The sequence below is a fragment of the Promicromonospora sp. MEB111 genome (genome assembly GCF_030209445.1).
Taxonomy (GTDB): Bacteria; Actinomycetota; Actinomycetes; order Actinomycetales; family Cellulomonadaceae; genus Promicromonospora.
In genome coordinates this window covers 90,363-113,349 of record NZ_JARVSD010000002.1, presented here as the reverse complement: position 1 = coordinate 113,349, position 22,987 = coordinate 90,363, and the positions used below count along the sequence as shown (strand labels likewise).

Sequence of the window (22,987 nt, the reverse complement as noted above, 5' to 3'; positions counted from 1 at the left end):
TCCTGAGGTGGGTTCAGCAGGCTCCCGGGTACCGTGTGCGCCGCCATACGGTACCCAGGAGCCTGCTGAACGCCGGTCAGTTCTCTGCTGCTGCCGGGGGCAGCACCTTCACGGCCGTCAGGCCGGGGTCGCCCGGGCGCCACGACGTCGTGATCGCCACGTAGCGGGCCGTGCGGCCGACGTCGAGGGTGGCCTCAGCCCGGCCGGCCCGCAGCGTGCCGACGTCGGTGAACGTGAGCCCGTCGTCGCTCACCGAGACGACCGCGGACGGCGTCCGGCGGCGCGCCCACTCGGCCACCACCGCGCCGATCTCCCGCGGTGCGCCCAGGTCGGTCACCATGCGCCCGTCCCGCCCCGGCACCCACGCCGTGCCGCGGTCGCCGTCCACGGCGTTCGACGGCGACGTCATACCCTCGGGCAGCACCGACGCCGGGTAAGTGAACGTGCTCAGCGCCAGGTCGGCCACGGGGAACGGCGTGCCGTCCACGAAGCGCACCGTGGTGCCCCGCGGCGTCGCGGCCGCCGGGCGCGTCGCCCCGGTCTCCGCGTGCCGCACCGTCACCGGACCCCGGCCGGTCAGCGTGACGGTACGGGCGTCCGTGACGTCCACGGTGATGCCCTCCGCCGTGCGCCCGCGGGGCCCGGCCACGGTCGCGCGCGGGGCGAGCACCACGGCATCGCCGGCGGGGATCGTCAGCTTCAGGGCCGACGAGTCCGCGCTGATCGTCTGCTCGCCCGCGAACACGGGCACGGCACCGTCCGTGCCGCGGGGGCTGCTCCCGTGCGGCACCGTGACCGTCGTCGTCACGTCCGCGCCCGTCAGGTTGAACGCGACCAGATAGCCGTCGACCAGGCTCACGCGCACCCCGTCGGCGTCCGCCACCGGGACGGGCCGGGCCGCCTGGGCCGACGTCGCCGCGGCGTCGCCCGGCACCATCTCCACCAGCCGCGGCCCGGCCGCACCGTCCGCCAGCCGGACCACGTGCCGCGTGGCGTCCGCCCGCGACACCGTGATCGGCGCCCCGCTGCCGCGGACGACGAACCCGGCCGAACCCTCGACATTCAGCCACGCGCCCGCGCTCGACAGCAGCGGCTCGGAGGCGTCGAACGACGCCGCGTCGTGCCAGGTCACACCGTCCAGCGACGCCTGCACCCGGTACCGCTCGCCCGCCGCGGACTCCCACCCGAGCTGCACCCGCGCCACCTCCGTGGGCGCGCCCAGGTCCACCTGGACCCACGAGTCGGGGCGCGTCCGGTCCGCACGGGACACCGCCCAGCGGGTCGTCCCGCTGCCGTCGGTGACGGCGCTCGCGGCCCGGCCCGTGTCGGCGCTCGACGCCGTCGCGGGGCGCCCGGCCGCGACGTCGTCCCCGGCAGGGGAGAACGCGCGCAGGTGATAGAGCGAGTAGCCGTACTGCGGGTGGCCCTGCACACCCTGCATCCGCACGTACCGCGCGGTGACCGGGGCGGGCTCGGTCGCCCCCGCGGGCACGAGGTCCAGCGTGTCGAGGCGGGCGACGTTGGCGTCCGCCGGGTCCGGCTCCGGTTCGGCGACGGTGGTGGCGCCCTCCGCCGTCGTATAGGTACGCGACCCGTCCAGCCCGGCGTAGCCGCCCATGGCGAGGTTGCGTACCGACAGGCTCGCGTCGTCCGGCCCCGCGCCCGAGGACGCGTACACCGCCGCGCCCGTCGGGAGCGTGGCCTGGCCCGCGTACCCGTCGCGGATCCGGAACACCGAGGACGTGCCCTCGAAGCCGTCGCGCGGCTGCGTGTACGTGGTCACGTGGCGCTCGGCCACGGTCGCGTTCGAGTCCGGGTAGAGGAACGTCGACGAGCCCGAGGCGTAGAACAGCCACGAGTCGTGCCCCGGCACCCAGGGGAACTTGACGAAGCCCTTGCGGCTCACGGCGCCCGCCCATGACTGCGGCGTCTGCTGCACCGTGAGGCCGGGCACCGCGCCGAAGTCGCGCACGCCGGACAGCCGCTCGAAGAAGACGTCCTGCGGCGTCGGCTCCACGGGACCCTCGGCGGACTCCGCGGCCTCGACGTGCAGCAGGTAGGAGATCGCGATCTCGGCGCGGGCCTCCGGCTCGTACTTGGGCTCGCCCGAGAACTTGGTGAGGCGGTCCACCGGCGCGTACGCCTGGTAGTCCTCCAGCGCCGCGGCGAGGTTCACCTCGGCGCGCGCCGCGTCGGGGTCGCGCAGCACCTGCGCGAGGAACGCCATCGGGATCACGTCGCGCCCGTAGAGGAACTCGCGGTCGCGGACCATGGGCATGAACGGCTCGCCCTGGTCGGACATGACCAGCTTGATGGACTCCCACAGCTCAGCCGAGTTCGGCTGCCGCGTGAGGATCTCCGGCAGCGGCTCGTCGCGCAGCAGGAAGTGGATCGCGTTGCGGGCCCCCGAGCGCCACGAGTCGGACTGGTAGTGCGGCCCGAACGACTCGTGGTTCTCCACGATGTACGTGTCGTGGATGTTGTGCATCGTGTTGGACGAGACCGGCTTGCCCGCGACGACCGCCGGGTTGTTGCGGTCGGCGGTCGGCTGACCTGCGGCGTTGCGGCCCCAGTCGGCGAGCTGCTCGGCCCAGCGGCCGGCGTCGGGATCCTCGGGCGCCCACGCCAGCCCGGGCGCGAGGGCCTGCGTGTAGACGCCGACCTCCTCCTGCGCGGTGTCGCCGCGGTACTTGCCCGCGGGCCACTCGGTGGTCCAGCTGCCCGACAGGGGGTCGTCCGTGAAGTCGAGGTCCGCCGTGTACCGGGACTGGCCGGTCGCGATGGTGGTCAGGTTGGCCTGCGTCGCGGCGTCGAGCTCGTCCCAGAGCAGGGTGCCGGCGGCCAGGAAGTAGGACTGGAACGTCGAGTCCCAGAAGAGCTGACGACCCCAGGTGCCCGCCGGGTCCACGAGGCGATTGGTCGCGGCGTAGTGCTCGATGGTCGCGAGCGTGTGCTCGCGGAGGATGCCCTCGGGGACGCCGGCCAGGTCGGCGTCGTACTCGCCGTGCGTGAGCAGCACCGCGTTGCCCAGCACCACGGCGAAGTTCATGTCCTTGGCCTGGTAGACGCCCGCCGACTCGTCCCAGACCGTCTCGACCCAGCGCGTGTGCCGCAGAAGCGCCGTGTAGTAGTTCGCGGCGGTCTCGTCGGGGGCGCCGTACGCGGCCTGTGCGGCCGCGGGCGGTCCCGTCCGGGGGCCGGCGGCCTGGGCCGGGGTGATCGCGAGGGTGGCGATCGGCAGGGCCAGGCCGACGACGGCGAGCCCCGCGACCGCTCGGCGGAACGGCGCCCCCGCGCCGGATCGGATGCGGTGGGTGGCCATGGGTTCCTCCCGTGCTGACAGCGCTGTCATGTACCTGCTCCCCGGAGGTTACCGCACGGGACGTGCGGGGATCCATGCCCTGATAACTCCCATCAGCGCCCGTGCGGCACGGGCACGCCCGCCGCGCGCAGCTTCGCCTCCTCGGGGCGGCCGGCTCACACCCCGCGGTCGGGGGCGCCCATGTCGCCCGTGCCCGGGGTGCCCTCGGCGAGACCGTAGAGCAGGTGCACCGTGCCGTTCGGGCTGGTCGCCGGCGGTTCGAGGAGGGTGAGGTTGGAGGGCACCGCGCCGCCGTCGAACACCTTCTTGCCGACGCCGAGCAGGATGGGGTGCACCCACAGGTCGAGTCGGTCGAAGAGCTTCTCGCGCAGCAGGGTCTGCACCAGGTCCAGGCTGCCGACCACCTTGATGTTCTCGTGGCGGTCCCGGATCTCGCGCACCGCGGCGGGCAGGTCCGGGCCGAGCTGCGTGGAGCCGGCCCACGCGAGGTCGGGCGTGCCGCGGGAGGCCACGTACTTGGGCACGCGGTTGAAGAGCTCGGCGATCTCGAAGTCCTGGTCGCCCTCGTGCTGCGGCCAGTAGGCCGCGAAGATGTCGTAGGTGCGCCGGCCGAGCAGCAGGGCGTCGGTGCCCCGGTAGGCGGCGTCGATCTGGGTGCCGGTGACGTCGTCGAGCAGCGGGGCCTGCCAGCCGCCGAACGGGAACCCCTCCGGGTCCTCCTCGGGTCCGCCGGGCGCCTGCGCGACGAGGTCGAGGGTGGCGAACAGCTCGATCTGGATGATGCCCATGGTGTGCTCCCTGATGAGTGGTCTCTGCCTCATCGGGTAGACCTGGGGGAGCGGACGGACTCATCGGCCCACCCGCCGGCCGGTCGCCGTAGGGTGCGGCACTATGACGGTGGCCTGGGTCGAGGTGGACGACGGCGTCCGGCTGCGCACCTGGCAGTCCGGCCCCGCGGGGGTAGCGGGCGCGGGCCGGCCCCCGGTCGTGCTGGTCCACGGCGGGCCGGGGCTCCCGGACTACCTCGAACCCGTCTCCGCCCTGATCGACGACCTGACCCGGGTGTACCGCTACGACCAGCGCGGCACCGGAGGGTCCGGGTGGAGCGGTCGGCACACCGTGGCCCGCCACGTGCGGGACCTCGAGAACCTGATGGACGCGTGGGGCCACGACCGGATGATCCTGGTGGGGCACTCCTACGGGACCGACCTGGTGAGCTTCTTCGCGCTGGCGCACCCGGAGCGCGTCGCCGGAGTGGTCTACCTCTGCGGGCCCTTCGTGGGGCCGTGGCGCGAGCCGACCCGCGTCGCGGAACGGGCGCGTCGCTCGCCCGCCCAGCAGGATCGGCTCGACCACCTTGACTCGCTCGCCTCGCGCTGCGACGACGAGGAGGTCGAGTACCTGGCGCTGTCGTGGTTCACCGACCACGCCGACCAGGACAACGCCTGGACGTGGGCGCTGGCGTCCGTTCGCGCGATGCGGCCGATCAACTGGGTGATGAACGCCCAGCTCAACGCCGACAAACGCGTCGACCCGCTGGAGCACGCGATCGACCGGCTGCGCGCGGTGCTGCCTGCTGGTTCGGCGATCATCGGCGGCGCCGGCGACCCGCGCCCCGCCGCGCTCCTGCGCTCGTTGGGCGCGGAGCTGGGGTGCGCGGTGACCATCATCCCCGGGGCCGGACATCACCCCTGGCTGGAGCGGCCGGGGGAGTTCCGGGCGGCGCTGCGGAGCGCCGTCGGGCAGCAGGTACACCCGGTGGACTGAGCCGGACCTGCCGAACGAATCAATTGCAAATGTGCTTTGCAAAAAGCCTTTGCGGTCGTAGCGTGGTCGCATGACCGAGCAAGAGGGCTGGCCACCGCCCTGGTTCGACCCGGAGCGTTACGCGACGCTGACCCCGCACAACGTGCAGGCGCTGGCGCACCCGATCCGGTTCGCCCTGCTCCGGCTGCTGCGCGAGGACGGACCCGCCACGGCGTCGGGCCTGGCGCAGCGGGTGGGCCACTCCAGCGGCGTGACGAGCTACCACCTGCGCACGCTCGCGGACGCCGGGCTCGTGGTCGAGGACGAGGAGCTCGGCAACCGGCGCGACCGCTGGTGGCGGGCCGCGCACGAGAACGTCACCTTCACGTTGCGCGTGCCCGACCAGCAGGGCGACGCCGAGCAGCTCGAGACGGCGGCGCGGTACCTGCGCATGGTCGCCCAGGTGGGGCACGAGCGGGTACTGGGCTACGTGAACGGTCTGCCCGAGCGGGGCGAAGAGGTTCGTGAGCTGCCCTGGCAGCTCGGCTACATCGACCTGTCGCTCACGTACGCCGAGGCCCGCGAGCTCTCGGCACGCGTGGTCGAGGCCGTCGCCGCGTTCCGCCGGGACCAGGCGGGCCGCGCCCGCGGCCCGGGAGGCCCGGACGCGGACGGGCCGGAGCGACACCGGGCGGTCTTCCAGTACCAGCTCCTGCCGGACGACGACGAGGGCGGCACGGGGGCACCCGCGTGACGGCCGCCGAGCAGACGACGGCCGAGATCGCGGCGGCGCGCCGTCGGCTTCCGCTGGCCGCGGTGCTGGCGGCCTACGTCGTCTCCGTGACCTGCACGGCCGTGTCGGCCATCGCGATCCCGTGGTTCGTGCTCACGACCACGGGGAGCGCGGCCCAGACGGGGCTCGTCGTGACGGCCGAGATGGCGCCGTACGTGCTGATGCAGGCCACCGCCGGTCCTGCGGTGGAGCGGTTCGGGCCGCGACGGTCGAGCTGGACGGCCAACCTGGCCGCCGGCGTGGCGCTGCTCGTCGTCCCCGTGCTGTACGTCAACGGGCACCTCGGGTTCGGGGCGCTGCTCGTGGTCATCGCCTGTGCCGGCGCGTTCCGGGGCGTGGCCGACTGCGGCAGCGCGCCGCTCGTCCCCGCCGTCGCCCGCCTGGCCGCAGTGCCGCTCGAACGGGCGGCCGGGCTGCACGCCTCGGCCAGCCAGGGCGGCCAGCTCGTCGGCGCGCCGATCGCCGCCGTCCTCCTGACCGTGATCTCCCCGCCGACGGTCCTGATCGTGAGCGGGGGAGCGTTCTTCGTCGCCGCGATGCTCGTCGCGCTGTGCGTCCCGCGCACCGTGGGCGCACCGGCGGCGCGGGACGACGTCGCGGACCCCTACCTGCGCCGACTCGGCGCCGGCCTCGCCTTCCTCGCGCGCGACCGGGTGCTGCTGGGGGTGGTCGTGATGGTCGCCGTCGGCAACCTGCTGAACGCCGGGCTGGCCAGCGTCTATCTCCCGTCCTGGGTGCGGGAGCACGAGCTGCCGGTGGCCGCCGTCGGCACCGTGGCCGGCGGGTTCTCCCTGGGCGCCCTGGCGGGGAGCCTGGTCGGAGCGTGGGTGGCGCCGCGGGTGAACCGCTGGGCGCTGTACTCCTTCGGGTTCCTGCTCGGCGGCGCGCCGTGGTTCCTCGCGCTCGCGGTGAGTGACGAGGTGGTGCCCGTGCTGGCGGTGGTGGTGCTCTGCGGGCTCGCGATGGGTGGCATCAATCCCGTGCTGGGCGCGGTGCAGTACGAGCGCATCCCGACGGAGATGCTGCCCAGGGTGCTGGGCGCGGTGAAGTCGCTGGCGTGGCTGGGGCTGCCGCTCGGGCCGCTGGTGGCGGGCGTGCTCGTCGACGGGGTCGGGCTGGTGCCCACGCTCTGGGCCGTGGGGGTGGCGTACGCGGTGCTGGCGCTGACGCCGTTCGTGGTGCCGTCGTTCCGGCTGCTCAGCTCCGCCGGCCGAGAAGGAAGATCAGTGCCCAGATGACCGCCAGGGTGAGGGCGATGATGACCGCGCTCCAGAGGGGGTAGTAGGGCAGGAAGGCGAAGTTCACGATGCTCGCCAGGATCGCGAGGGCAAGCCCTGCGACGTACGCCCAGGTCTGCTTGCGCAGAACGCCGAGGCCCGCGGCGAACGCGGCGGCGCCCACGCTGATGTGGATCCAGCCCCAGGTCGTCACGTCGAGCTCGTAGATGTACTCGACGCTGACCATGGCCGACGTGTCCGCCGCCAGGGCCGCGATCCCCTGGAGGATCTGGAACAGGGCCGCCAGGACGAGCATCGTCCCTGCGAAGCCCGACGAGGTGACCGCCACCGACGTCGGCGGGCCGTAGCCGGCGACCGGGGTCAGCCCGGGGTACGGGTCGGATCCGGGGGCGTACTTGCCGGACATGTTGGCTCCTTGCCGAGGGCACCTGCGGTGAGTCTCCTCATCTCAGCGCCGTGGTGGCCCCCGTACCCTCACCCGTTCCTGGTGAACCTCAGACCCGTCCGGACGCCGACGCCGGCCGCACGCCGAACCACTGCTCGGCGTCCCACGCCTCGAACCGGCCCTCCTCGACGAACCCCAGCCGCGCCGCGAGACGCATCGAGCGTTCGTTGGCGGACTGCGTGACCAGCACGACCGGCTCGTCCGGGACCGCGCCGGCGAACCAGTCGAGCGCCGCCGCGCAGGCCTCGGCGGCGTACCCCTGCCCCCACACCTCTGGGAGGAACAGGTAGCCCAGCTCGACCTTCCCGACGGCCGGGCCGACCAGATAGTCCCCGTTGCGCCGGTCGAGCTGGACCAGCCCGATCATCGCTCCGTCGAGGTCGACGACGAACTGGCCCGGGTGCGCCTTCGGCACCGCGGAGATCGTGCGCTCGAGCTCGTCACGCGGTCGGGCGCCGCCGATGTACGTGCCCACCTCGGGGGAGGCGCTCAGCTCGATGATCGCTGCGCGGTCCGCGGCGACGGGCTGCCGGAGCAGGAGCCGCTCGGTCCTGATGGGGGCGGGTGGCCAGGTGACGGGTCCGAGGTCTGCCATCTGCGCAGACTAGCGAGGGTGGGTTCCCGGGCCCACGGTTCAGGGCTTCAGGCAGCGTCGCGTCGTACCGGCATGAGGAGGACGACGGCGTCCGGACCGTGTACCGCCGCGAGGCGCATCGCGTCGCGCTCGCCGACCGTCAGCAGCAGGTCGGCGTCGCCGAACGAACGGACGGCGTCGGCGAGAAACTCCCGGTCGAAGGCGACGGTGCCCGGCGCCTCACCGACGCGGACCTCCGCGGGGTCGAGGCTGATCAGCACCAGGTCGCCCCGCCGTTGGCCGTTCGGCCCGCTCCCGACGTCGGACCGCAGGACCCGCTCCAGGAGGTCCGGCGCAGGCACGGTCACACCGACCGCGACCGGCCGCGCGTCCCCCGGCCAGGACCCGTGCGCCGCGAGAAGGGCCTGGTAGTCGGGGTAGAGCGCATCGATCGGCGCGCCGTCCAGGCCGCCGAGCGTGATCCGGTGCGCGGCCAGGGACATGTCCACCCGTGCGGTCTTTGCGCGGTCCAGGAAGGCGTCCACGACCGCGACCGGCACGATGACGCGCGCCGCCCGGCCCGACACGTCGGCCACCGGCACACCGGCGACGGCCATGTGGTGGCGGTCCGTGGCGACGAGCCGGAGGCCGACGTCGTCGACGTCGAACAGGACGCCGCGCAGCGCCGGCCAGCCGGCGTCCTCGCTCACGGCGTGCCGGACGGCGCGGAGCGCGGCGCGCAGCGCGTCGTCGTCGACCGTGAGGCTGGTGGTCGCCGCCAGCAGCTCGCGCACGTCGGCGAGGTGGGCGGACGCCGTGGCGAGCTCGGCCTCCAGGCGGCGCTGGTGCGCGTCGACGACCCGGCGGGCCGTGACGGGGTCGCTCGTGATGACGCGGCAGATGTCGGCGACCGGCATGCCCGTCTGGCGCATCCGGGCGACCAGCCTGCCCCGTTCCACCTGGTCCGGCGCGTACCAGCGGTAGCCGGTGGCGGAGTCCACGTGCGCGGGACGGAGCAGGCCTGCGGCGTCGTAGTAGCGCAGGGCGCTGACGGGGAGGCCCGAGGCGCGCGAGAACGCGCCGACGGTCAGCATCGTTGCGGGGTACACGGGTACAGCATCGACCCTCGACCCACTTCAGGGTCCAGCCGGGTCACGACGTGCGAGCAGCCGGGTGGCCGCCAGCGCGCACAGCCCGAGGGCGGCTGCGCAGCAGCCCAGTGCGACGCCGGGGGAGACTCGCTCGGCGAGCGCGCCGAGCAGGTTGTTCGACACGACGACCGGAGCGAGCTGCGCCAGCGCGGTCCACGCCTGGACCCGCGCCAGGTGGGTGCGCGGTGCGCTGCCCAGCACGAACGGCCCCAGGTGCGCGACGGCGACGCCCGTCCCCGCCCCGACGACGCCGGCCGCGCCGGCCACTAGAGCCGGCGAGCTCCCGGAGGCGAGCAACGCCACGCCGCCCGCTGTCGCGGCCAGCCCCAGCGCCACGGCCGGCCCGGTCCGCCGCGCCGTCCCGGTCCGGGCCACGACGAGCGCCGCGCCGATCGACCCCGCCGCCTGCGTGGCGACCACCACCCCCGTCGCTCCGGCGCCCCACCCGGAGGCCTGCCCCAGCAGCGGCACGAGCAGCGACGACACCGGCAGCACGACGGCGGCCACGGCGCCCGTCAGCCCGAGCGCCGCCGCGAGGCCCCGCGTCCGGGCGACCCCGCGGGCGCCGTCGGACAGGGAGCGCCAGAACGGCTCCGTGGAGGGGCCGACGCCGCGCGCGGGCCGGATCACCGCGAGGACGAGCAGGACGACGGCGAAGCCGGCGGCGTCGGCGACCGCGATCGCGGGCAGACCCACGGTGGCGACCAGGACGCCGCCGAGCGGGGCGCCGGCGAGCAGCACGGCTTGGCTCAGGCCCTGGCGCAGGGCCATCGCGTGGGGGAGCGCGGCGTCGTCCACGAGGCGGCGCGGCATCGAGCCGAGGGCGGGCAGGGAGAACGCCGAGACCACGCCGGAGGCGAGGCCGGCGGCGGCGAGGAGCCACGGCGTCGGGCCGGTGGAGCGGAGCGCGACGGCGAGGGCGAGGCAGACCGCGACCATGACGGACTCGGTGCACAGGAGCAGGCGTCGGGCGCCGACCCGGTCGGCGACCGAGCCGCCCACCAGCACCAGGAGCAGCCGCGGCAGGCCGGACGCCGTCAGGACGAGCGCGGCCACCTGGCCGCCGTGCGACGCCGCGGCCCAGCCCAGGGCGAACCAGAGGACCGAGCTGCCGAGCTGGCTGAGGGTGCTCGCGGCGAGGAAGGCGAGCCAGGAATGGGGGAGCTTGACGGGCATGGCCGGGAGCCTGGGGGATCGAGCGGGTCGAGGGTCAACGGGCGGTCTTCCCGGGCGCGTGCCTGCGCTCAGGGTGCTGCCCGTGCCGGACTAGGATCGAGTGTGCGACTGTTCGAGAACCTGACCGCGACGCAGCGTCCTGCCTGGCCGGAGCTGCAGAGGCTCGTCGAGGAGGCGGCGGTGACCGCCGAGGTCCTGGCCCCTGACGACGCGACCAGCCGGCGCACGCTCGAACAGCTCCAGGTGACGACGGGGTCGTTTCTCGGTGCTGTCGTCGTGCATACCGGCGGGCTGCTGATCGACCACGGGTGGCTGCGGGTGTACGGGAGCCCGGACGACGTCGGCGCCCTGCCCGGGCTGGCCGCGGTGAACGAGTTCCCCCTCGTGCCTGAGGCGTCCTGGTACGCGGCGCACGGGCTCGTCGTCGCGCACGACGTGCTCGGCGGGACGTACGTGCTCAACGGGCCGCACCCCGGATCGGTCGGGAGGCCGGGAAGTCCTGGCGAGATGACCTATCTCGCTCCCGACACGCTCCAGTGGGAGCCGCTGGAGGCGGGCTACGCGGCGTGGCTCACGTGGGTGCTCGACGGCGGGCTGGCCGACTTCACGGAGGGCCTGCGGTGGGACGGCTGGGACGCCGAGACCCGCGGCCTGAGCGGGGACAGCGGGTTGAACTTCTACCCGCCGCTGTGGTCGAAGGAGGCGCACGAGGATCTTGGCGCCACGAGCCGGGCGGTGGTGCCGATGTCGGAGCTGGTCGGGATGGCGCGGTCTACCGCTGCGCAGATCGACGACGTCGACCTGGGCGAGCTGGGGACGTTCGGCTGACTGTTGTCGGGTACCGATAAGGTCCCTGGTCATGCCGCCGTCTCGGTTCCGTCGACACCTGACCCTCTGGCTGATCGTGGGACCGGCATGGGTGCTCGGGGTCGCCCTGGCGTTCGCGCTCGTCGCCGCCGGCGCCTCCATGACGATCGACAGTTGGCGGGCGACGCACGGTGGGATCAGGGGCGAGTTCACCACGTCCGGTCCCGAGTGCTTCAGGCGCTGCACCTGGAACGACGGTGAGTTCCGGTCCTACGACAGAACCTACGAGATCGCCGACGCGAGTCTCTGGAGCTTGGGCGGCGGCGACCGGCCGCGGGCGACAGGAGTGACGGTGTACCCCGTCGTCGTCGCACCTGGTGGCGAAAACGTCTACTACCCCGACGACAAGACCTGGATGTTCGCGTGGCTCATGTCGGCCGCGGGTCCGATCGTGTGCTGGCTGGTCGTCGCCCGGGCACGCGGTTTCAGGGACAGACTGCTCGAACGCGCCGGTTGAGCGGTCGGCGTATGGCTGGTCCGGCCCGGCCGCGGACCCAGTAGCCTCGCGCCATGAGTCTGGGCGTGCTGTACGTCGTGGTGACGGCTGCCGGAGCGACCCGGCAGGTGCCGTCCCGGCTCCTGCCGCTGGCCGCCGAGCAGGGCTGGGACGTGCACGTCCTGGCCACCGAGCAGGCGCTGAGCACCTTTCCCGAGACGATGCGGCAGATCGCGGAGGCCACGGGACGCCCGGTGCGGACGGACTTCCACACGGCGGTCGGCTACTCGCTGCCCGATCCGGACGCCGTGGTCGTGGCGCCGGCGACCTACAACACGATCACCAAGTGGGCGCTGGGTATCGCGGATACCTACGTCCTGACCCGCCTGGCCGAACAGGTCGGCCGGGGCGTCCCGATCACCGTGGCGCCGTATACCAACATCAGGTTCGCCGCCCACCCGACCTATCAGGGGAGTCTGACCACCCTCAAGGAGTGGGGCGTGAACGTGGTGATCGGCCCGAGCGAGCCGCACGAGCCGGGCGATGGGGCGGCGGACGACTTTCCGTGGGACGAGATCCTCACGACGGTGGCTCGACCGCCTGGATCCTAGGAACCGCGGCGTGAGCGCGCAGGTCAGAGTCTGGTGTCTGCGGCACGCCGACCCGGCTGTGCGGGCTCGGGCCGTCGGTGTCTCATGCCGGCGACGGGTCACGGTGTCACGTGTCGTAGATGCCGTTCCACGGCTCGGAAAACCCGAGCCGGTCCGGGTAGAGCTCAACCCAGTTGTCCTCGGTCTCGTCCTCGCCGTGCTGCTCGATCATCAGCCCGAAGGAGACCTGGTCGAACTCGACCTGGAACGGACGGACTGCGATATCCGCGTACTCACGCCCCGGGAGTGCCTCAAGGAGTTGGGCGAGTCGAGCTTCGGCCCGGGTCGCTGGGTCGTCGCCGGGCGACGAGTCCTGCAGCCGACGTTGTTCGCCGGAGGTTCCCGCGCGCCAGATGTCCGAGCCGAGATGATTCCCCGCGGCATCGAACGTGTGCAGGACGGCGAAGACGTGCTTGTGGTCTTCCCGCGGCCCCCACGCCTGGGTATAGCCGTCGCGGTATGCGTACGTGACAGACGCGAAGAACTGGCCGCCCTCGAACCGGCCGATCGTGTCGGTGCGGTAGCCCGGCTCGTGGGCGATCGGGATGACGTCCGGTACTGGCATGGCCGACACCATAGCGGTGGGCTGTGACACGGCTGCGCTGGTCAACAGTCAGGGGCGGCCGAGCAGTTGAGGTCGCCGAGCAAGGACGTGAGTGCGGGATGTTCACAGCCCCGTCGGCTCGCTGGACAGCCACTCGGCGTACCGCTCGCGCAAGCCGTCCCGGTCCGCAGGAGTCTGTGCGATCACGTCTGCGCCGTCCACCTCGGACTCGAACGTACGCCAGAGCGCCCACTCCGCGGCGACCTGGCGGAACTCGGCTTCGGCGCGGAACCGCCCCTCCGCGTCACACCTCCGATGGATGGCGACGAGGTCGCTGTCGTCGTCGCCTCTCAGCGCGGCACGTACCTGGGCCCAGCTCGAGGTCGTCCGGGGCGCCGGCCCCGCCGATGCGGGTGGGGACCCATCCGGGGTCGACGGCGTTGCTCAGCACCCTGTCGCACGACGGGCCCGGGAACCTGTGTTCCCGGGCCCGGTCTGTGCGGCTGGTCAGGGCCGCTGGTCAGCGCGGCCTGTCAGTCGCGGGTGAGCGCCTCCCACTTGGTCATGCGCGCCCGCAGGTCGATCAGCTCGCCGTTGGCCGAGAACGTGCCGTCGCCGCGGTGGTGGACCTCGGCGCCCACGGGGACGGCCGGATCGATCCACGCCCGCTCGACCCGCAGCAGCCACAGGTCGTGGTCGTCCACGAGGCGGTCGTCGGCCACGGTGCACTCGACGTTGGCGAAGCATTCCGTGACGAGCGGAGCCCGGACCGTGGCCGCGGGTGCCGGCGTCAGGCCGAAGCGGTCCCACTTGTCGACGTCGGTGCCCGACACGTTGCCGATGTCGACGACCGTCTCGAGGATGTCGCGGCCGGGGATGCCGATGACGCACTCACCGGTGTCCCGGAGCGCCTCGTACGAGTGGTCCCAGGGCCCGACGACGAGAGCGATCGTCGCGGAGTGCCGTACCGGCATGTTGAACCCGTTGGTCATCAGGTTCGCGCGGTGCCCGTCGAAGGTCGAGACCAGCACGACGGGCCCGGGCTCGAACAGGCGATGGACCTTGTCCAGCGGATACGGCGTGAATCGGTCGTCCATGACGAGGCCTCAGATGATCTGCTGCGTGGGCAGGATCGTGATCTCGGTGAGGTTCACGTGCTTCGGCAGGCCCGCCACGAACGCGACGGTCTCGGCGACGTCCTGGGACTGCAGCACGTCGATCTGCTCGATCAGGTCGGCCATGAGGCTGCTCGCGTCGGGGTCGGTCACGTGGTCGGGCAGCTCGGTGTCGACCATGCCGGGCTCGACGGTCGACACGCGGATGTTCTTGCGGCCGAGCTCCGTGCGCAGCAGGCGGGTGATGTGGCTGACATAGGCCTTGGTGCCCGAGTAGACCTGGAACTTCTCCAGGATCCGCGTCGCGGCGATGGACGAGGTGGTCACGAGGTCCGCCGTCCGGCCGGCCGCCGCAGCGGTCTCCAGGTCAGGCAGGAACGCCTGGATCGTGTTCATGACGCCCTTGATGTTCAGGTCGATCTGGGCGTCCCAGTCCTCGACCTTCAGGTCGCTGATCGAGGCGATGAGCTGGACGCCGGCGTTCGCGAACCCGAGGTCCGCCCCGCCGAGCTCGTCCCGGACCCGCTCGGCGGCGGCCAGGACCTGTGCGCGGTCGGTGACGTCGGTCGGCACCGCGATCGCCGTGCCGCCCTTCTCCTTGATGCGTGCCACGACGGCGTCGAGCCGGTCGCCTCGCCGGGCGAGCAGGGCAACCTTCGCACCGAGTGCGGCGAACGTCTCCGCGGTGGCCTCGCCGATGCCGCTGGATGCGCCCGTGATGACCGCCACGCGTCCGTCGAGGGCCCCGGGGATGATGATTCCGCTCATGGTGATGACTCCTTGTCTGGTGCTACCGCCCCTCGTTCGGGGGCACATCCAGATTCATGCCCGGGCCCACGGCGAACCAGGCCGCCAGTTTCCTAGCAGTGCCGCAGCCAGGGTGCGCGGACGAGCGGTACCTGATGGCCGCCGGGCACGGCGTTCAGCCGGGCAGGTGATCGAGCAGCGGCAGCAGGCGCGACGTCGCCGGACGAGGCGTGGCGACACGCAGCAGGAGACCGTCGTGCCGTGCCGTCCGGCGGTCGAAGGTCAGCTCGCCGAGGTCGGGGTGGCGCACCACGTAGGTGTCCACCAGCCGCTGGCGCACGCGCAGACCGCCCCACAGGGCGTCGAAGTGCGGGCTCTCCTCCCTGAGGTCCCGGACGGCGGCCTGCGCTGCCTCCCGGGTGTGCTCCGTGCCGATCCCGTCGAGCAGCGCCGCCACCACGTCGTACTCCTCGTGCCGGCGGTTCACGAAGAACGTCGCGGCCGCCGGGTCGCGGAACACCATGCGGCCGACGTCGGATCGGTCGGCGAAGGGGAGATGGAGGGACCGCCACCGCCGGTTCGCGTCGACGACGAGCAGGCCGCCGTCCAGGACGACGGCCGGTTCGTGCTCCGGGAGCGGCAGGACCGGTCGGGCGTTCGGGGCATGCACGGTCGGCACGCTAGCCGCGCCACGCCGGACGAGCCTGGCCCTGCTCCTGCCAGGCGCACGCGGGTGCACGGCGGCGGCACGGGGTGCGCCCGGCGCGTGCTCAGCCGGTGACCAGGCCGTCCTGCGTCGCGGTCGCAGGCAGCGCGGACAGCTCGTGGAACGCCCGCTCGCCGGCGCTCGCCGGCTCGGCACGGTAGACGACGAGCTGGTGCCCGGGCAGGGCGGAGACCTCGAAGGCGTCGAAGTCGATCACGAACTCACCGACGGCCGGGTGCCGGAGCGTCTTCTGGTCGTGGGTCTTGGGCTCCACCTCGTGCGCGGCCCACAGCTCGGAGAAGTACGCGCTGCCGGTGGTGAGCCGGTCCAGGAGCTCCTTGCGGCGCGCTGTGCCGGCGTAGAGGCCGGAGGTGGCCCGCAGGTTGGCCACGCATCCGGTGGCCGCGCGTTCCCAGTCGGCGTAGAAGGCCCGGCCCTCGGGGTCGAGGAAGACCATCTCGACCAGGTTCCGCGTCGTGGAGAACGGCTCGAACATGGCGGTCGCGAGCCGGTTCATCGCCACGATGTCGAGCAGCGGGTCGAGCACGAAGCACGCTGCTCCGGGCCAGCGCTCCATCAGGCGCGTGAGGGTGGCGTCGACCGGCTCCGGGGCCTCGGCGAGCTCCGGGACCCACGCGATCTGCGCGAGCCCGTAGGCGTAGCGCCGCTCGTGGACGGTGAGGTCCAGGGAGTGGGCGAGGGCGTCCAGCACCTGTGCCGACGGGTTCGTCTCCCGCCCCTGCTCGAGCCGCGTGTAGTAGTCCACGCTCACCCCGGCGAGCAGGGCGACCTCGTCCCGGCGGAGGCCCGGGACGCGTCGTCGTCCCGAGGAGGGGAAGGGCAGCGCCTCGACGGAGGCCGCAGCCCGCTTGGCCCGGAGGAAATCGCCCAGCTCGCTCACGTTCGCTCCCATCGGACGGGCGACGGTCGCGGCGTTCTGTGAACCTCCGCATGGAGGGTGTCGCACGGTGGTACCTGACTGCGAGACGATCCTAACGCGCTCCTGTTGCCGAACCGTTACCACCTGGTTCGGTCGCGGTCAGCACGGATCGAGGAGTCCCGGCACCGCCGGGCGATGGGTCGCCGTGCGCTTCCTGGGTGCGCGGCGGCCTGGTTCGGCATCGGGAGACCCGCCGAGCATGGGGGCAGTCCACCCGACCGGAAGGAAGCCCCCATGAACTCCCTGCCCGCCGACGCCGTCTCGAACCACGTCCTGCGCAGCGCCTTCGACGACCGCCGCCGGATCCTCGTGAAGGGCGCGTACGTCGTCACGATGGATCCGGCGGTGCCCGACCTGCCCCGAGGTGACGTGCTGATCGAGGGCAGCCGGATCGCGTCGGTGGGGCCGGACCTCTCCGCCCAGGGCGCGGAGGACGGCGCCCTGGTCATCGACGCGGAAGGGTCGATCGTGGCGCCCGGCCTGGTGGACACGCACCGGCACGCCTGGGAGGCGACGCTCCGGCGCAGCATCCCCGACGTGAACGACCTCGGTGAGTACGTCGTGTCGACGCTCAGCGGCGTCGCCCCGGTGCTCGACCCCGAGGACGTGTACACGGGCACCCGCCTGGCCGCCCTCACCGCGCTGGACAGCGGGATCACCTGCATGCTCGACTTCGCGCACAACTCCCGCTCCGCGGAGCACTCCGACCGTGCCATCGCGGCGCTGGCCGACTCGGGGATCCGCGGGGTGCACGCGTCGATGGGCCCGCACTTCGGCGACTGGGACCACCAGTGGCCGGCCGACCTGACCCGGCTGCGCTCCACCTATTTCGCGAGCGACGACCAGCTGCTCACCCTGCGCGTCGCGGCGCTCGCGACGGACGAGATCGCCGGGCCCGAGATCGCGTACGGTCCCCGGCTCGCGCGGGTCGCGCGCGAGCTCGGCATCGGCGTGAGCGTCGACGCCGTCTTCGGCGAGCCCTCCTCCCGCGCGGTGCTGGAGTGGGCGCGCCAGGGCATCCTCGGCCCGAGCACCACGCTGATCCACGCCACGGGTCTGACGACGGAGGCGTGGCAGGCCATGGGCGACGCCGGGGCGACCGTCGCGCTCGCTCCGACATCCGAGGCGCAGATCGGCCTGGAGACCGCGATCCCCGCCGTCGACGAGGCACTGGCGGTCGGGATCCGCCCGGGGCTGAGCATCGATGTCGAGGTCGCCCTCGCGAGCGACATGTTCACCCAGATGCGCGCGCTGCTCGCGATCCAGCGGATGCGGGCGGTCAACGCCGCCTACGGCACCACCGACGAGGTGCGGCGCATCACTGCGCGCGACGTGCTCGACCTCGCGACGCTCCAGGGCGCCCGGACCAACGGGCTCGACCACGTGACCGGCTCCGTCACGCCCGGCAAGCAGGCCGACCTGATCCTGGTCGACGCCGAGGCGGTCAACAACATGCCCCTCAACGACGCCGTCGGCACCCTCGTGCTCGGCAGCGACCCGCGCAACGTCCGGGCCGTGTTCGTCGGCGGACGCGCGCGCAAGTGGGACGGCGAGCTCGTCGACGTGGACCTCGGCGAGCTGCGGCGCAGCGTGCACGCGTCCCGCGCGGGGATCCTCGCACGGGCCGGTGAGGCCGCGGCGGCACTCTCCGTGCCCGGCCGGCCGTGAGCGAACGGTAGAGCGACTTCGATGCACACCCTTGAACTCGTGGCCGCCGTGGTGGTGGCCGTGCTCGCCGGCGCCTGGCTCTCCCGCCGGTTTCGCCTGAGCGAACCCGTCGTCCTGCTCGCCGTCGGCGTGCTGATCGGCCTCACCCCGCTGGGCGACGCCGAGCTGTCACCCCACGTCGTGCTGTTCCTGTTCCTCCCGGCACTGCTGTACTGGGAGGCCCTGAACTCCTCGGTCCACCTGATCCGCAGCAACCTGCGGGCCATCACGCTCCAGGCGACCCTCCTGGTCATCGCCACGGCCGCGGCGGTCGCGGCCGTCGCCCACCTGCTGGGACTGCCCTGGCCCATCGGGCTCGTGCTCGGTGCGGTCCTCGCCCCGACCGACGCGGTAGCGGTCTCCGCAGTCTCCGGCTCGCTGCCGCGTCGCACGCTCACCGTGCTGCGCACCGAGAGCCTCCTGAACGACGGCACGGCCCTCGTCCTGCTGGCGGTCACCCTGGAGTTCCTCGTCGAGGGGCAGCCGCTGTCCGTCGGCGGCACCGCGCTGCGCCTGGCGGAGTCCTTTGGGGGCGGCATCGCGATCGGCGCCGCCGTCGCCTACCTGCTCGTCCCGCTACGGCGCCGGCTGGGCGAGCCGATCCTGCACAGCGGTCTGAGCGTCGCCACCCCGATGCTGGCATTCCTGCCGGCCGAGCTCATCCATGTCTCCGGGGTGCTGGCGGTCGTCACGTGCGGTCTGCTCACGAGCCGTATCGCACCACGCCACATCGAGGCCCAGGCCCGCCGCCAGTCGTACGCGTTCTGGGAGGTGACGGCGTTCCTCCTCAACGGCGCCCTGTTCGTCCTCATCGGCACCCAGATTCCCGGCGTCGTGGGCGGTCTGTCCTCCACCGGTCTACGGGACGCGACGGTGATCGCGGTCCTGGTGGCACTGACCGTCATCGTCGTGCGTCTCGCCTGGTTCTACACGGTGCCGTACGTCGTGCGGGCCCTCGACCGCCGTGCCGCTCAGCGCTCGCTGCGCATCAGCCCCCGCGAGCGGCTACCCATCGCCTGGGCAGGTATGCGCGGCGCGATCTCGCTGGCCGCCGCGCTCACCGTCCCGGTCGCGACCGCCTCGGGCGCGCCGATCGAGCAGCGCGACGCGATCGTCTTCATCACCGCCGTCACCGTCACGCTGACCCTCGTGCTGCTCGGCCCGACCCTCCCTCTCGTCACCCGGGCCGTCCGACTGCCCGCCGACCACGAGGGGGCCCGCGAGGCGGAGCTCGTGCGGCAGCGGATCGCAGCCCGGGTCCAGCGCGAGCTCCCGGCGCTGCTGGAGCAGTTCCCTGCCCCGCGCGCCGCCAGCGGAATCGCCGAGGAGTCGTATCTCCCGGAGCAGGAGACCGACGATCCCTCTGCTGCGCGCGCGCTGCGCACCGCCGTGCTCGACGTCAAACGGGACGAGCTCGGTCGGATCCGGGCCGAGGGAACCCTGGACGACGACGTCCTGCGCGCAGAGGAGAGCGTCCTGGACGCCGAGGCCGTGCACGTGTCGCACGTGACGCAGGCCCCGTGACCGCCCCACGCACCAGACGGGTGCGGCCCACCCGCATCCGACGACATCTCAAGGAATGGAGCGACAGGTGACCGAGCAGATCGACGGACCGTTCGTGCTGACCGGTGCGACCGTCATGAGGACGCCGAGCACACCCGCTCGTGACGCCCTGTACGTCTCGGCGGGTGTCCTCGCCGCAGAGCCGCCGGACGACGACACCGAGGTGGTCGACGCGAGGGGCGCGTACGCGGTCCCGCTCATGGTGGACAGCGCCGTGGCACAACGCCCCGCATCACAACGGGGCAGCTACGACCTGGTGCCGGGCAACCGCGCCACATTCGCCCTGGTACGCCGTGCCGTCGGCGAGTCGCAGATCCGTCGCATGCTCGTGGTCCATCCCGCGGACCTGGCCGCGGTGTACGTGTCCGGCCACCTGGAGGCGCACGACGGACGACCCACGCGCCCCGCGGGCGTGGACCTGGCAGACCCGGCCGTCGGGGAGACGTGGGTCGGCACGTGGGTGGACCCGGGCCGGGGGCTGGCGCAGCACCTGACAGCCGACGGACGCTACTCGGAGACCCGGAACGGGCGGCCAGACGCCTACACGGGTCGCTACTGGGTTCGCGACGACCGGATCACGTACCTCGACGATTCGGGGTTCTGGGCCTTCGGCGAGCTGCTGGACGGCACGCTGCACCACGCGGGGTTCGTGATGACCCGGCGGTGACGGGTGCTCAGCCGCCGCCCTGCTCGACACGACCGGGCGTCCGCCGCAGCCAGTACCACCCGAGCACGACGCACACGAGGCCGTTGAGCACCCCGACGACGACGTCGCTCGGGTAGTGCATCCCCCGGTACAGCCGGGAGCAGACGACGAGCAGGGGCAGCACGAACAGCACGACGGTCACGCTCACACGCAACCACGCGTTCCCGATCCGCTGGGCCATCAGCGCCAGCGAGACGTAGAGCGCTATCGAGGCGCCGGAGTGGCCGCTCGGGAAGCTCGAGGTAGGCGGTGCCGGGTCGAGCTGCTCCACCTCGGGGCGTTCGGCACTCACGACGAGCGCCGCCAGCATGAAGACCGCCGCCTGGACGGCGACCGCGATCGCCGGGACCACCGCGTACCACCACTGCCGGGTACGCCACCAGACGACGCCGGACACGACGAGGCAGATCCCGATGATCGTCTCGGTGGTCCCCAACACGCTCCACACTTCGGTGAGGGTGTCGAGGGCCGCCGTGCGCTGCTGGACGAACCACTCGCTGACCGCGGTCTCCCGCTCTCTGAGCCCTGCCAGCGGGCCGGTGAGCAGGAACCCGAGCCCGACGACGACCGCCCACCACACCGCTGCCGGGACCCCGACACGAAGGCCGAGGTCGCGCCCCACCTCGCGCCCTCCAGGTGCCGACGGGTCGTCCGCCCACCGATCGAGGTCGAGCATCAGGACGCCGTACCGCGCTCGCGGCGCGGCGTCGACCAGTGCCGGTAGGCGAGGTACGACGCCAGCACGAAACCGACACCGAAGAGAACGCCGGCCAGCACGTCGGAGGGGTAGTGGACGCCGAGCATGACCCGGTCGACCGCTGTGGCGGCAGTGAGCACCGCCGCCCCCGCCACCGCAGCGACCCGCACGACCCGCGATCTGAGCGACGGCCACACGAGCACCACCAGCGCCGTGGTCATCGCCGCCGTGTTCGCGGCGTGCCCCGACGGGAACGAGAAGCCGCCCGCGCTCTCCACCGGCTGGTCCAGCACCGGTCGCGTGCGTCGCACGAGCTCCTTCAGCAGGTTGGACAGCCCCCAGGCCGCAAGGATCGTCGAGACCGCCCACCATGTGCGCGTGGCGTTGCCGGTGCGCCACCAGTAGACGAGGCAGATCGCGACGACGGGTATGAGCAGGTGCGCCGCGAGGAAGACCCACTGCCAGACGACGAGCGCGCGCAGCAGCTCGGGGTGCGCTGCGGAGAACGCTGTTCCGGCGGTCACGGCCCGCTGGTCGAGCTGGACGAGCGGCGGCCACTGTTCGCGCACGAGAAGGGCGATGACGACGACGACGACGCCGGTCGCGACACCGGTCAGCACGGCGCGTACGAGGCGGCGTGCGCGACCTGCGGTCGATCGCGCTGCCCCGGCGGTCTGCGGACCGCGCCCGGGGCTGCGGTGCGGTGCGGGCCTCATGTCGACACGCTGCCACAGGGCGTCTCCACTGGCGCGTCGTGACGCGTGTGGCGGAGGCGTCTGGTGTGCGAGGAACAAGTTGAGGGGTGCCGCGGTCGACGGACCTGAGCGCAACAGAGGCGAACATGCCTTTGCCAGGGTCACCCCTCAGCCTGGTGGGCTCGCGGCATACTGGCCGGATGAGTCCTTCGCGTCACCGGGCCCTGACCGACGAGCGCGAGGTCCTGGACGACGTCGCCAATATGCTCGGGACAGAGGTCAACCTTCTCGGGCGCCTACCTGGAGGCGTCAACGGGGGTGCGGTACGCGTCCAGCTGGCCGGAAGGGCAGATGCGGTGCTCAAAGCGGTGCCCCGCGCACACCCCGGCCACCTGGACGAGACGTTGCGAGCCCAGAGAGTGGTCGAGCACATGCGTGGGCGCGGTTATCCCACCCCGGCATGGCTCGGGGTGGGGGCCACCGCCACGCATGTCTGGCACCTGACGGACTTCGTCGACGCCGCTCCCGCGCCAGAGCTGACCCCGTCCCTCGTGGAGCAGCTGATGGAGATCATCGAGCTCCAGGCCGGCCAGGCCTCCGAACCGTACGACCACTGGTCGTACGCCTGGCGGGTCGCCACCGGCCAGGAATCGGATGTAGCCAGGCCGGATCTCGACGAGCCGCCGGAGCAGTCGCCTCTTCGCGAGTCCATTGCCAGGCTCTCGGGGTATTCCTCCGAGGTGTCGGCCTTGATCGAGCGGCTGCGACTCGTGTGTGCCGACGTCCCGCCACCACGAGAGGCACCTGACATGGTCCATGCCGATCTCGCGACCCCCAGCAACATCCTGGTCCGTGACGGAGCGGTGGTGGCGGTCGTGGACATCGGGAACGCAGGTAGCGGCACGCGGGCGATCGATCTCACCGCCCTCGGGTGGTACACCTTCCAGGACCCGCTGCTGGACGGCGTCCGAGGGCGGCTGTGGACGAGGATCCTCGACCTGGTCGGCCGGGAGGGGGCGGCGATGCTCGCCGCGGCACACATCCTGCACATGCTCGAGATCCCCATCCGTCACGGGCGCCACGATGCCGTTCCAGGGGTGGTCAGGCGGGGCCATCGCGCCCTCGACGAGCTGAACGCGCGCTAGATCGAAACGCCGATCCGGGTCCAG

The 22,987-nt window shown here is 72.7% G+C and carries 23 protein-coding genes and 1 pseudogene; 10 read left to right on the top strand and 14 right to left on the bottom strand.

The window, feature by feature from the left end:
- Positions 1-76: 76 nt before the first annotated feature.
- Together QRN56_RS01730 and QRN56_RS01725 are read right to left on the bottom strand one after the other, a co-directional pair.
- On the bottom strand, positions 77-3,322 hold the full coding sequence (locus QRN56_RS01730; protein ID WP_285100742.1) for a discoidin domain-containing protein: 3,246 nt from the start codon (positions 3,320-3,322) through the stop codon (positions 77-79).
- Positions 3,323-3,477: 155 nt separating this feature from the next.
- Complete coding sequence (locus QRN56_RS01725) at positions 3,478-4,110, bottom strand: dihydrofolate reductase family protein (RefSeq protein WP_285100741.1); 633 nt, start codon at positions 4,108-4,110, stop codon at positions 3,478-3,480.
- A 103-nt stretch (positions 4,111-4,213) separates the two neighbouring features.
- On the opposite strand from QRN56_RS01725, the gene QRN56_RS01720 reads away from it, so the two are divergent.
- The 3 genes from QRN56_RS01720 to QRN56_RS01710 all read left to right on the top strand — a co-directional run bounded on the left by QRN56_RS01720 (position 4,214) and on the right by QRN56_RS01710 (position 7,099).
- Positions 4,214-5,089 (top strand): alpha/beta fold hydrolase, encoded by an 876-nt coding sequence (locus tag QRN56_RS01720; RefSeq protein ID WP_285100740.1) that lies wholly within the window; start codon positions 4,214-4,216, stop codon positions 5,087-5,089.
- A gap of 70 nt (positions 5,090-5,159) precedes the next feature.
- Positions 5,160-5,822, top strand: coding sequence for an ArsR/SmtB family transcription factor (locus QRN56_RS01715; RefSeq protein WP_285100739.1), 663 nt, complete (start codon positions 5,160-5,162; stop codon positions 5,820-5,822).
- Positions 5,819-7,099, top strand: coding sequence for an MFS transporter (locus tag QRN56_RS01710; RefSeq protein ID WP_285100738.1), 1,281 nt, complete (start codon positions 5,819-5,821; stop codon positions 7,097-7,099). The genes QRN56_RS01715 and QRN56_RS01710 overlap by 4 nt, the downstream gene beginning before the upstream one ends.
- On the opposite strand, the gene QRN56_RS01705 is transcribed toward QRN56_RS01710, so the two are convergent.
- From QRN56_RS01705 to QRN56_RS01690, 4 genes are all read right to left on the bottom strand, one after another.
- Positions 7,059-7,505 carry a DUF7144 family membrane protein gene (locus tag QRN56_RS01705; protein WP_285100737.1) on the bottom strand — a complete coding sequence of 149 codons (447 nt, stop codon included), beginning with the start codon at positions 7,503-7,505 and terminating at the stop codon, positions 7,059-7,061. The two genes, QRN56_RS01710 and QRN56_RS01705, sit on opposite strands and share 41 nt — an antisense overlap.
- Positions 7,506-7,593: 88 nt before the next feature.
- Entirely contained in the window at positions 7,594-8,139 is a 546-nt protein-coding gene (locus tag QRN56_RS01700) for a GNAT family N-acetyltransferase (RefSeq protein ID WP_285100736.1), read from the bottom strand.
- A gap of 47 nt (positions 8,140-8,186) precedes the next feature.
- On the bottom strand, positions 8,187-9,227 hold the full coding sequence (locus QRN56_RS01695; RefSeq protein WP_285100735.1) for a DNA polymerase III subunit beta family protein: 1,041 nt from the start codon (positions 9,225-9,227) through the stop codon (positions 8,187-8,189).
- A gap of 27 nt (positions 9,228-9,254) precedes the next feature.
- Complete coding sequence (locus QRN56_RS01690) at positions 9,255-10,445, bottom strand: MFS transporter (RefSeq protein ID WP_285100734.1); 1,191 nt, start codon at positions 10,443-10,445, stop codon at positions 9,255-9,257.
- 102 nt (positions 10,446-10,547) lie between these two features.
- On the opposite strand from QRN56_RS01690, the gene QRN56_RS01685 reads away from it, so the two are divergent.
- From QRN56_RS01685 to QRN56_RS01675, 3 genes are all read left to right on the top strand, one after another.
- Complete coding sequence (locus QRN56_RS01685; RefSeq protein WP_285100733.1) at positions 10,548-11,273, top strand: DUF2625 family protein; 726 nt, start codon at positions 10,548-10,550, stop codon at positions 11,271-11,273.
- A 91-nt stretch (positions 11,274-11,364) separates the two neighbouring features.
- Entirely contained in the window at positions 11,365-11,769 is a 405-nt protein-coding gene (locus QRN56_RS01680; protein ID WP_285100732.1) for a hypothetical protein, read from the top strand.
- 53 nt (positions 11,770-11,822) lie between these two features.
- Positions 11,823-12,359 carry a flavoprotein gene (locus QRN56_RS01675; RefSeq protein WP_285100731.1) on the top strand — a complete coding sequence of 179 codons (537 nt, stop codon included), beginning with the start codon at positions 11,823-11,825 and terminating at the stop codon, positions 12,357-12,359.
- Positions 12,360-12,465: 106 nt separating this feature from the next.
- Here the strand turns inward: QRN56_RS01675 and QRN56_RS01670 are convergent, their stop codons facing one another.
- The 6 genes and pseudogenes from QRN56_RS01670 to QRN56_RS01645 form a co-directional block, all read right to left on the bottom strand.
- A complete protein-coding gene (locus QRN56_RS01670; protein ID WP_285100730.1) occupies positions 12,466-12,993 on the bottom strand; it encodes a hypothetical protein in 528 nt (175 codons plus the stop codon).
- A 310-nt stretch (positions 12,994-13,303) separates the two neighbouring features.
- Positions 13,304-13,393 (bottom strand): annotated as a pseudogene (locus tag QRN56_RS01665) (short-chain dehydrogenase); the annotation flags it as partial.
- 82 nt (positions 13,394-13,475) lie between these two features.
- A complete protein-coding gene (locus QRN56_RS01660; protein ID WP_285100729.1) occupies positions 13,476-14,039 on the bottom strand; it encodes a flavin reductase family protein in 564 nt (187 codons plus the stop codon).
- Between the two features lie 9 nt (positions 14,040-14,048).
- On the bottom strand, positions 14,049-14,825 hold the full coding sequence (locus tag QRN56_RS01655) for an SDR family oxidoreductase (protein WP_285100728.1): 777 nt from the start codon (positions 14,823-14,825) through the stop codon (positions 14,049-14,051).
- Positions 14,826-14,979: 154 nt separating this feature from the next.
- A complete protein-coding gene (locus QRN56_RS01650; protein WP_285100727.1) occupies positions 14,980-15,474 on the bottom strand; it encodes an MmyB family transcriptional regulator in 495 nt (164 codons plus the stop codon).
- 100 nt (positions 15,475-15,574) lie between these two features.
- Positions 15,575-16,411: a helix-turn-helix domain-containing protein gene (locus QRN56_RS01645; protein WP_285100726.1), complete on the bottom strand. Its 837-nt coding sequence runs from the start codon at positions 16,409-16,411 to the stop codon at positions 15,575-15,577.
- A gap of 273 nt (positions 16,412-16,684) precedes the next feature.
- Here QRN56_RS01645 and QRN56_RS01640 point away from each other — a divergent pair, with 273 nt between their 5' ends.
- The 3 genes from QRN56_RS01640 (at position 16,685) to QRN56_RS01630 (ending at position 20,387) form a co-directional block, all read left to right on the top strand.
- Complete coding sequence (locus QRN56_RS01640; RefSeq protein ID WP_285100725.1) at positions 16,685-18,118, top strand: amidohydrolase family protein; 1,434 nt, start codon at positions 16,685-16,687, stop codon at positions 18,116-18,118.
- Positions 18,119-18,139: 21 nt separating this feature from the next.
- Positions 18,140-19,681, top strand: a complete 1,542-nt coding sequence (locus QRN56_RS01635; protein WP_285100724.1) for a Na+/H+ antiporter — start codon at positions 18,140-18,142, stop codon at positions 19,679-19,681.
- 67 nt (positions 19,682-19,748) lie between these two features.
- Positions 19,749-20,387: an Atu4866 domain-containing protein gene (locus QRN56_RS01630; RefSeq protein WP_285100723.1), complete on the top strand. Its 639-nt coding sequence runs from the start codon at positions 19,749-19,751 to the stop codon at positions 20,385-20,387.
- A gap of 7 nt (positions 20,388-20,394) precedes the next feature.
- On the opposite strand, the gene QRN56_RS01625 is transcribed toward QRN56_RS01630, so the two are convergent.
- Together QRN56_RS01625 and QRN56_RS01620 are read right to left on the bottom strand one after the other, a co-directional pair.
- The gene (locus QRN56_RS01625; protein WP_285100722.1) at positions 20,395-21,102 is read right to left on the bottom strand and encodes a phosphatase PAP2 family protein; all 708 of its coding nucleotides are present in this window, start codon (positions 21,100-21,102) and stop codon (positions 20,395-20,397) included.
- Positions 21,102-21,839, bottom strand: a complete 738-nt coding sequence (locus QRN56_RS01620) for a phosphatase PAP2 family protein (protein WP_285100721.1) — start codon at positions 21,837-21,839, stop codon at positions 21,102-21,104. Before QRN56_RS01620 ends, QRN56_RS01625 begins: the two co-directional genes overlap by 1 nt.
- A 179-nt stretch (positions 21,840-22,018) precedes the next feature.
- On the opposite strand from QRN56_RS01620, the gene QRN56_RS01615 reads away from it, so the two are divergent.
- Positions 22,019-22,963, top strand: a complete 945-nt coding sequence (locus QRN56_RS01615) for a phosphotransferase family protein (protein WP_285100720.1) — start codon at positions 22,019-22,021, stop codon at positions 22,961-22,963.
- The last annotated feature ends 24 nt before the right edge of the window (positions 22,964-22,987 follow it).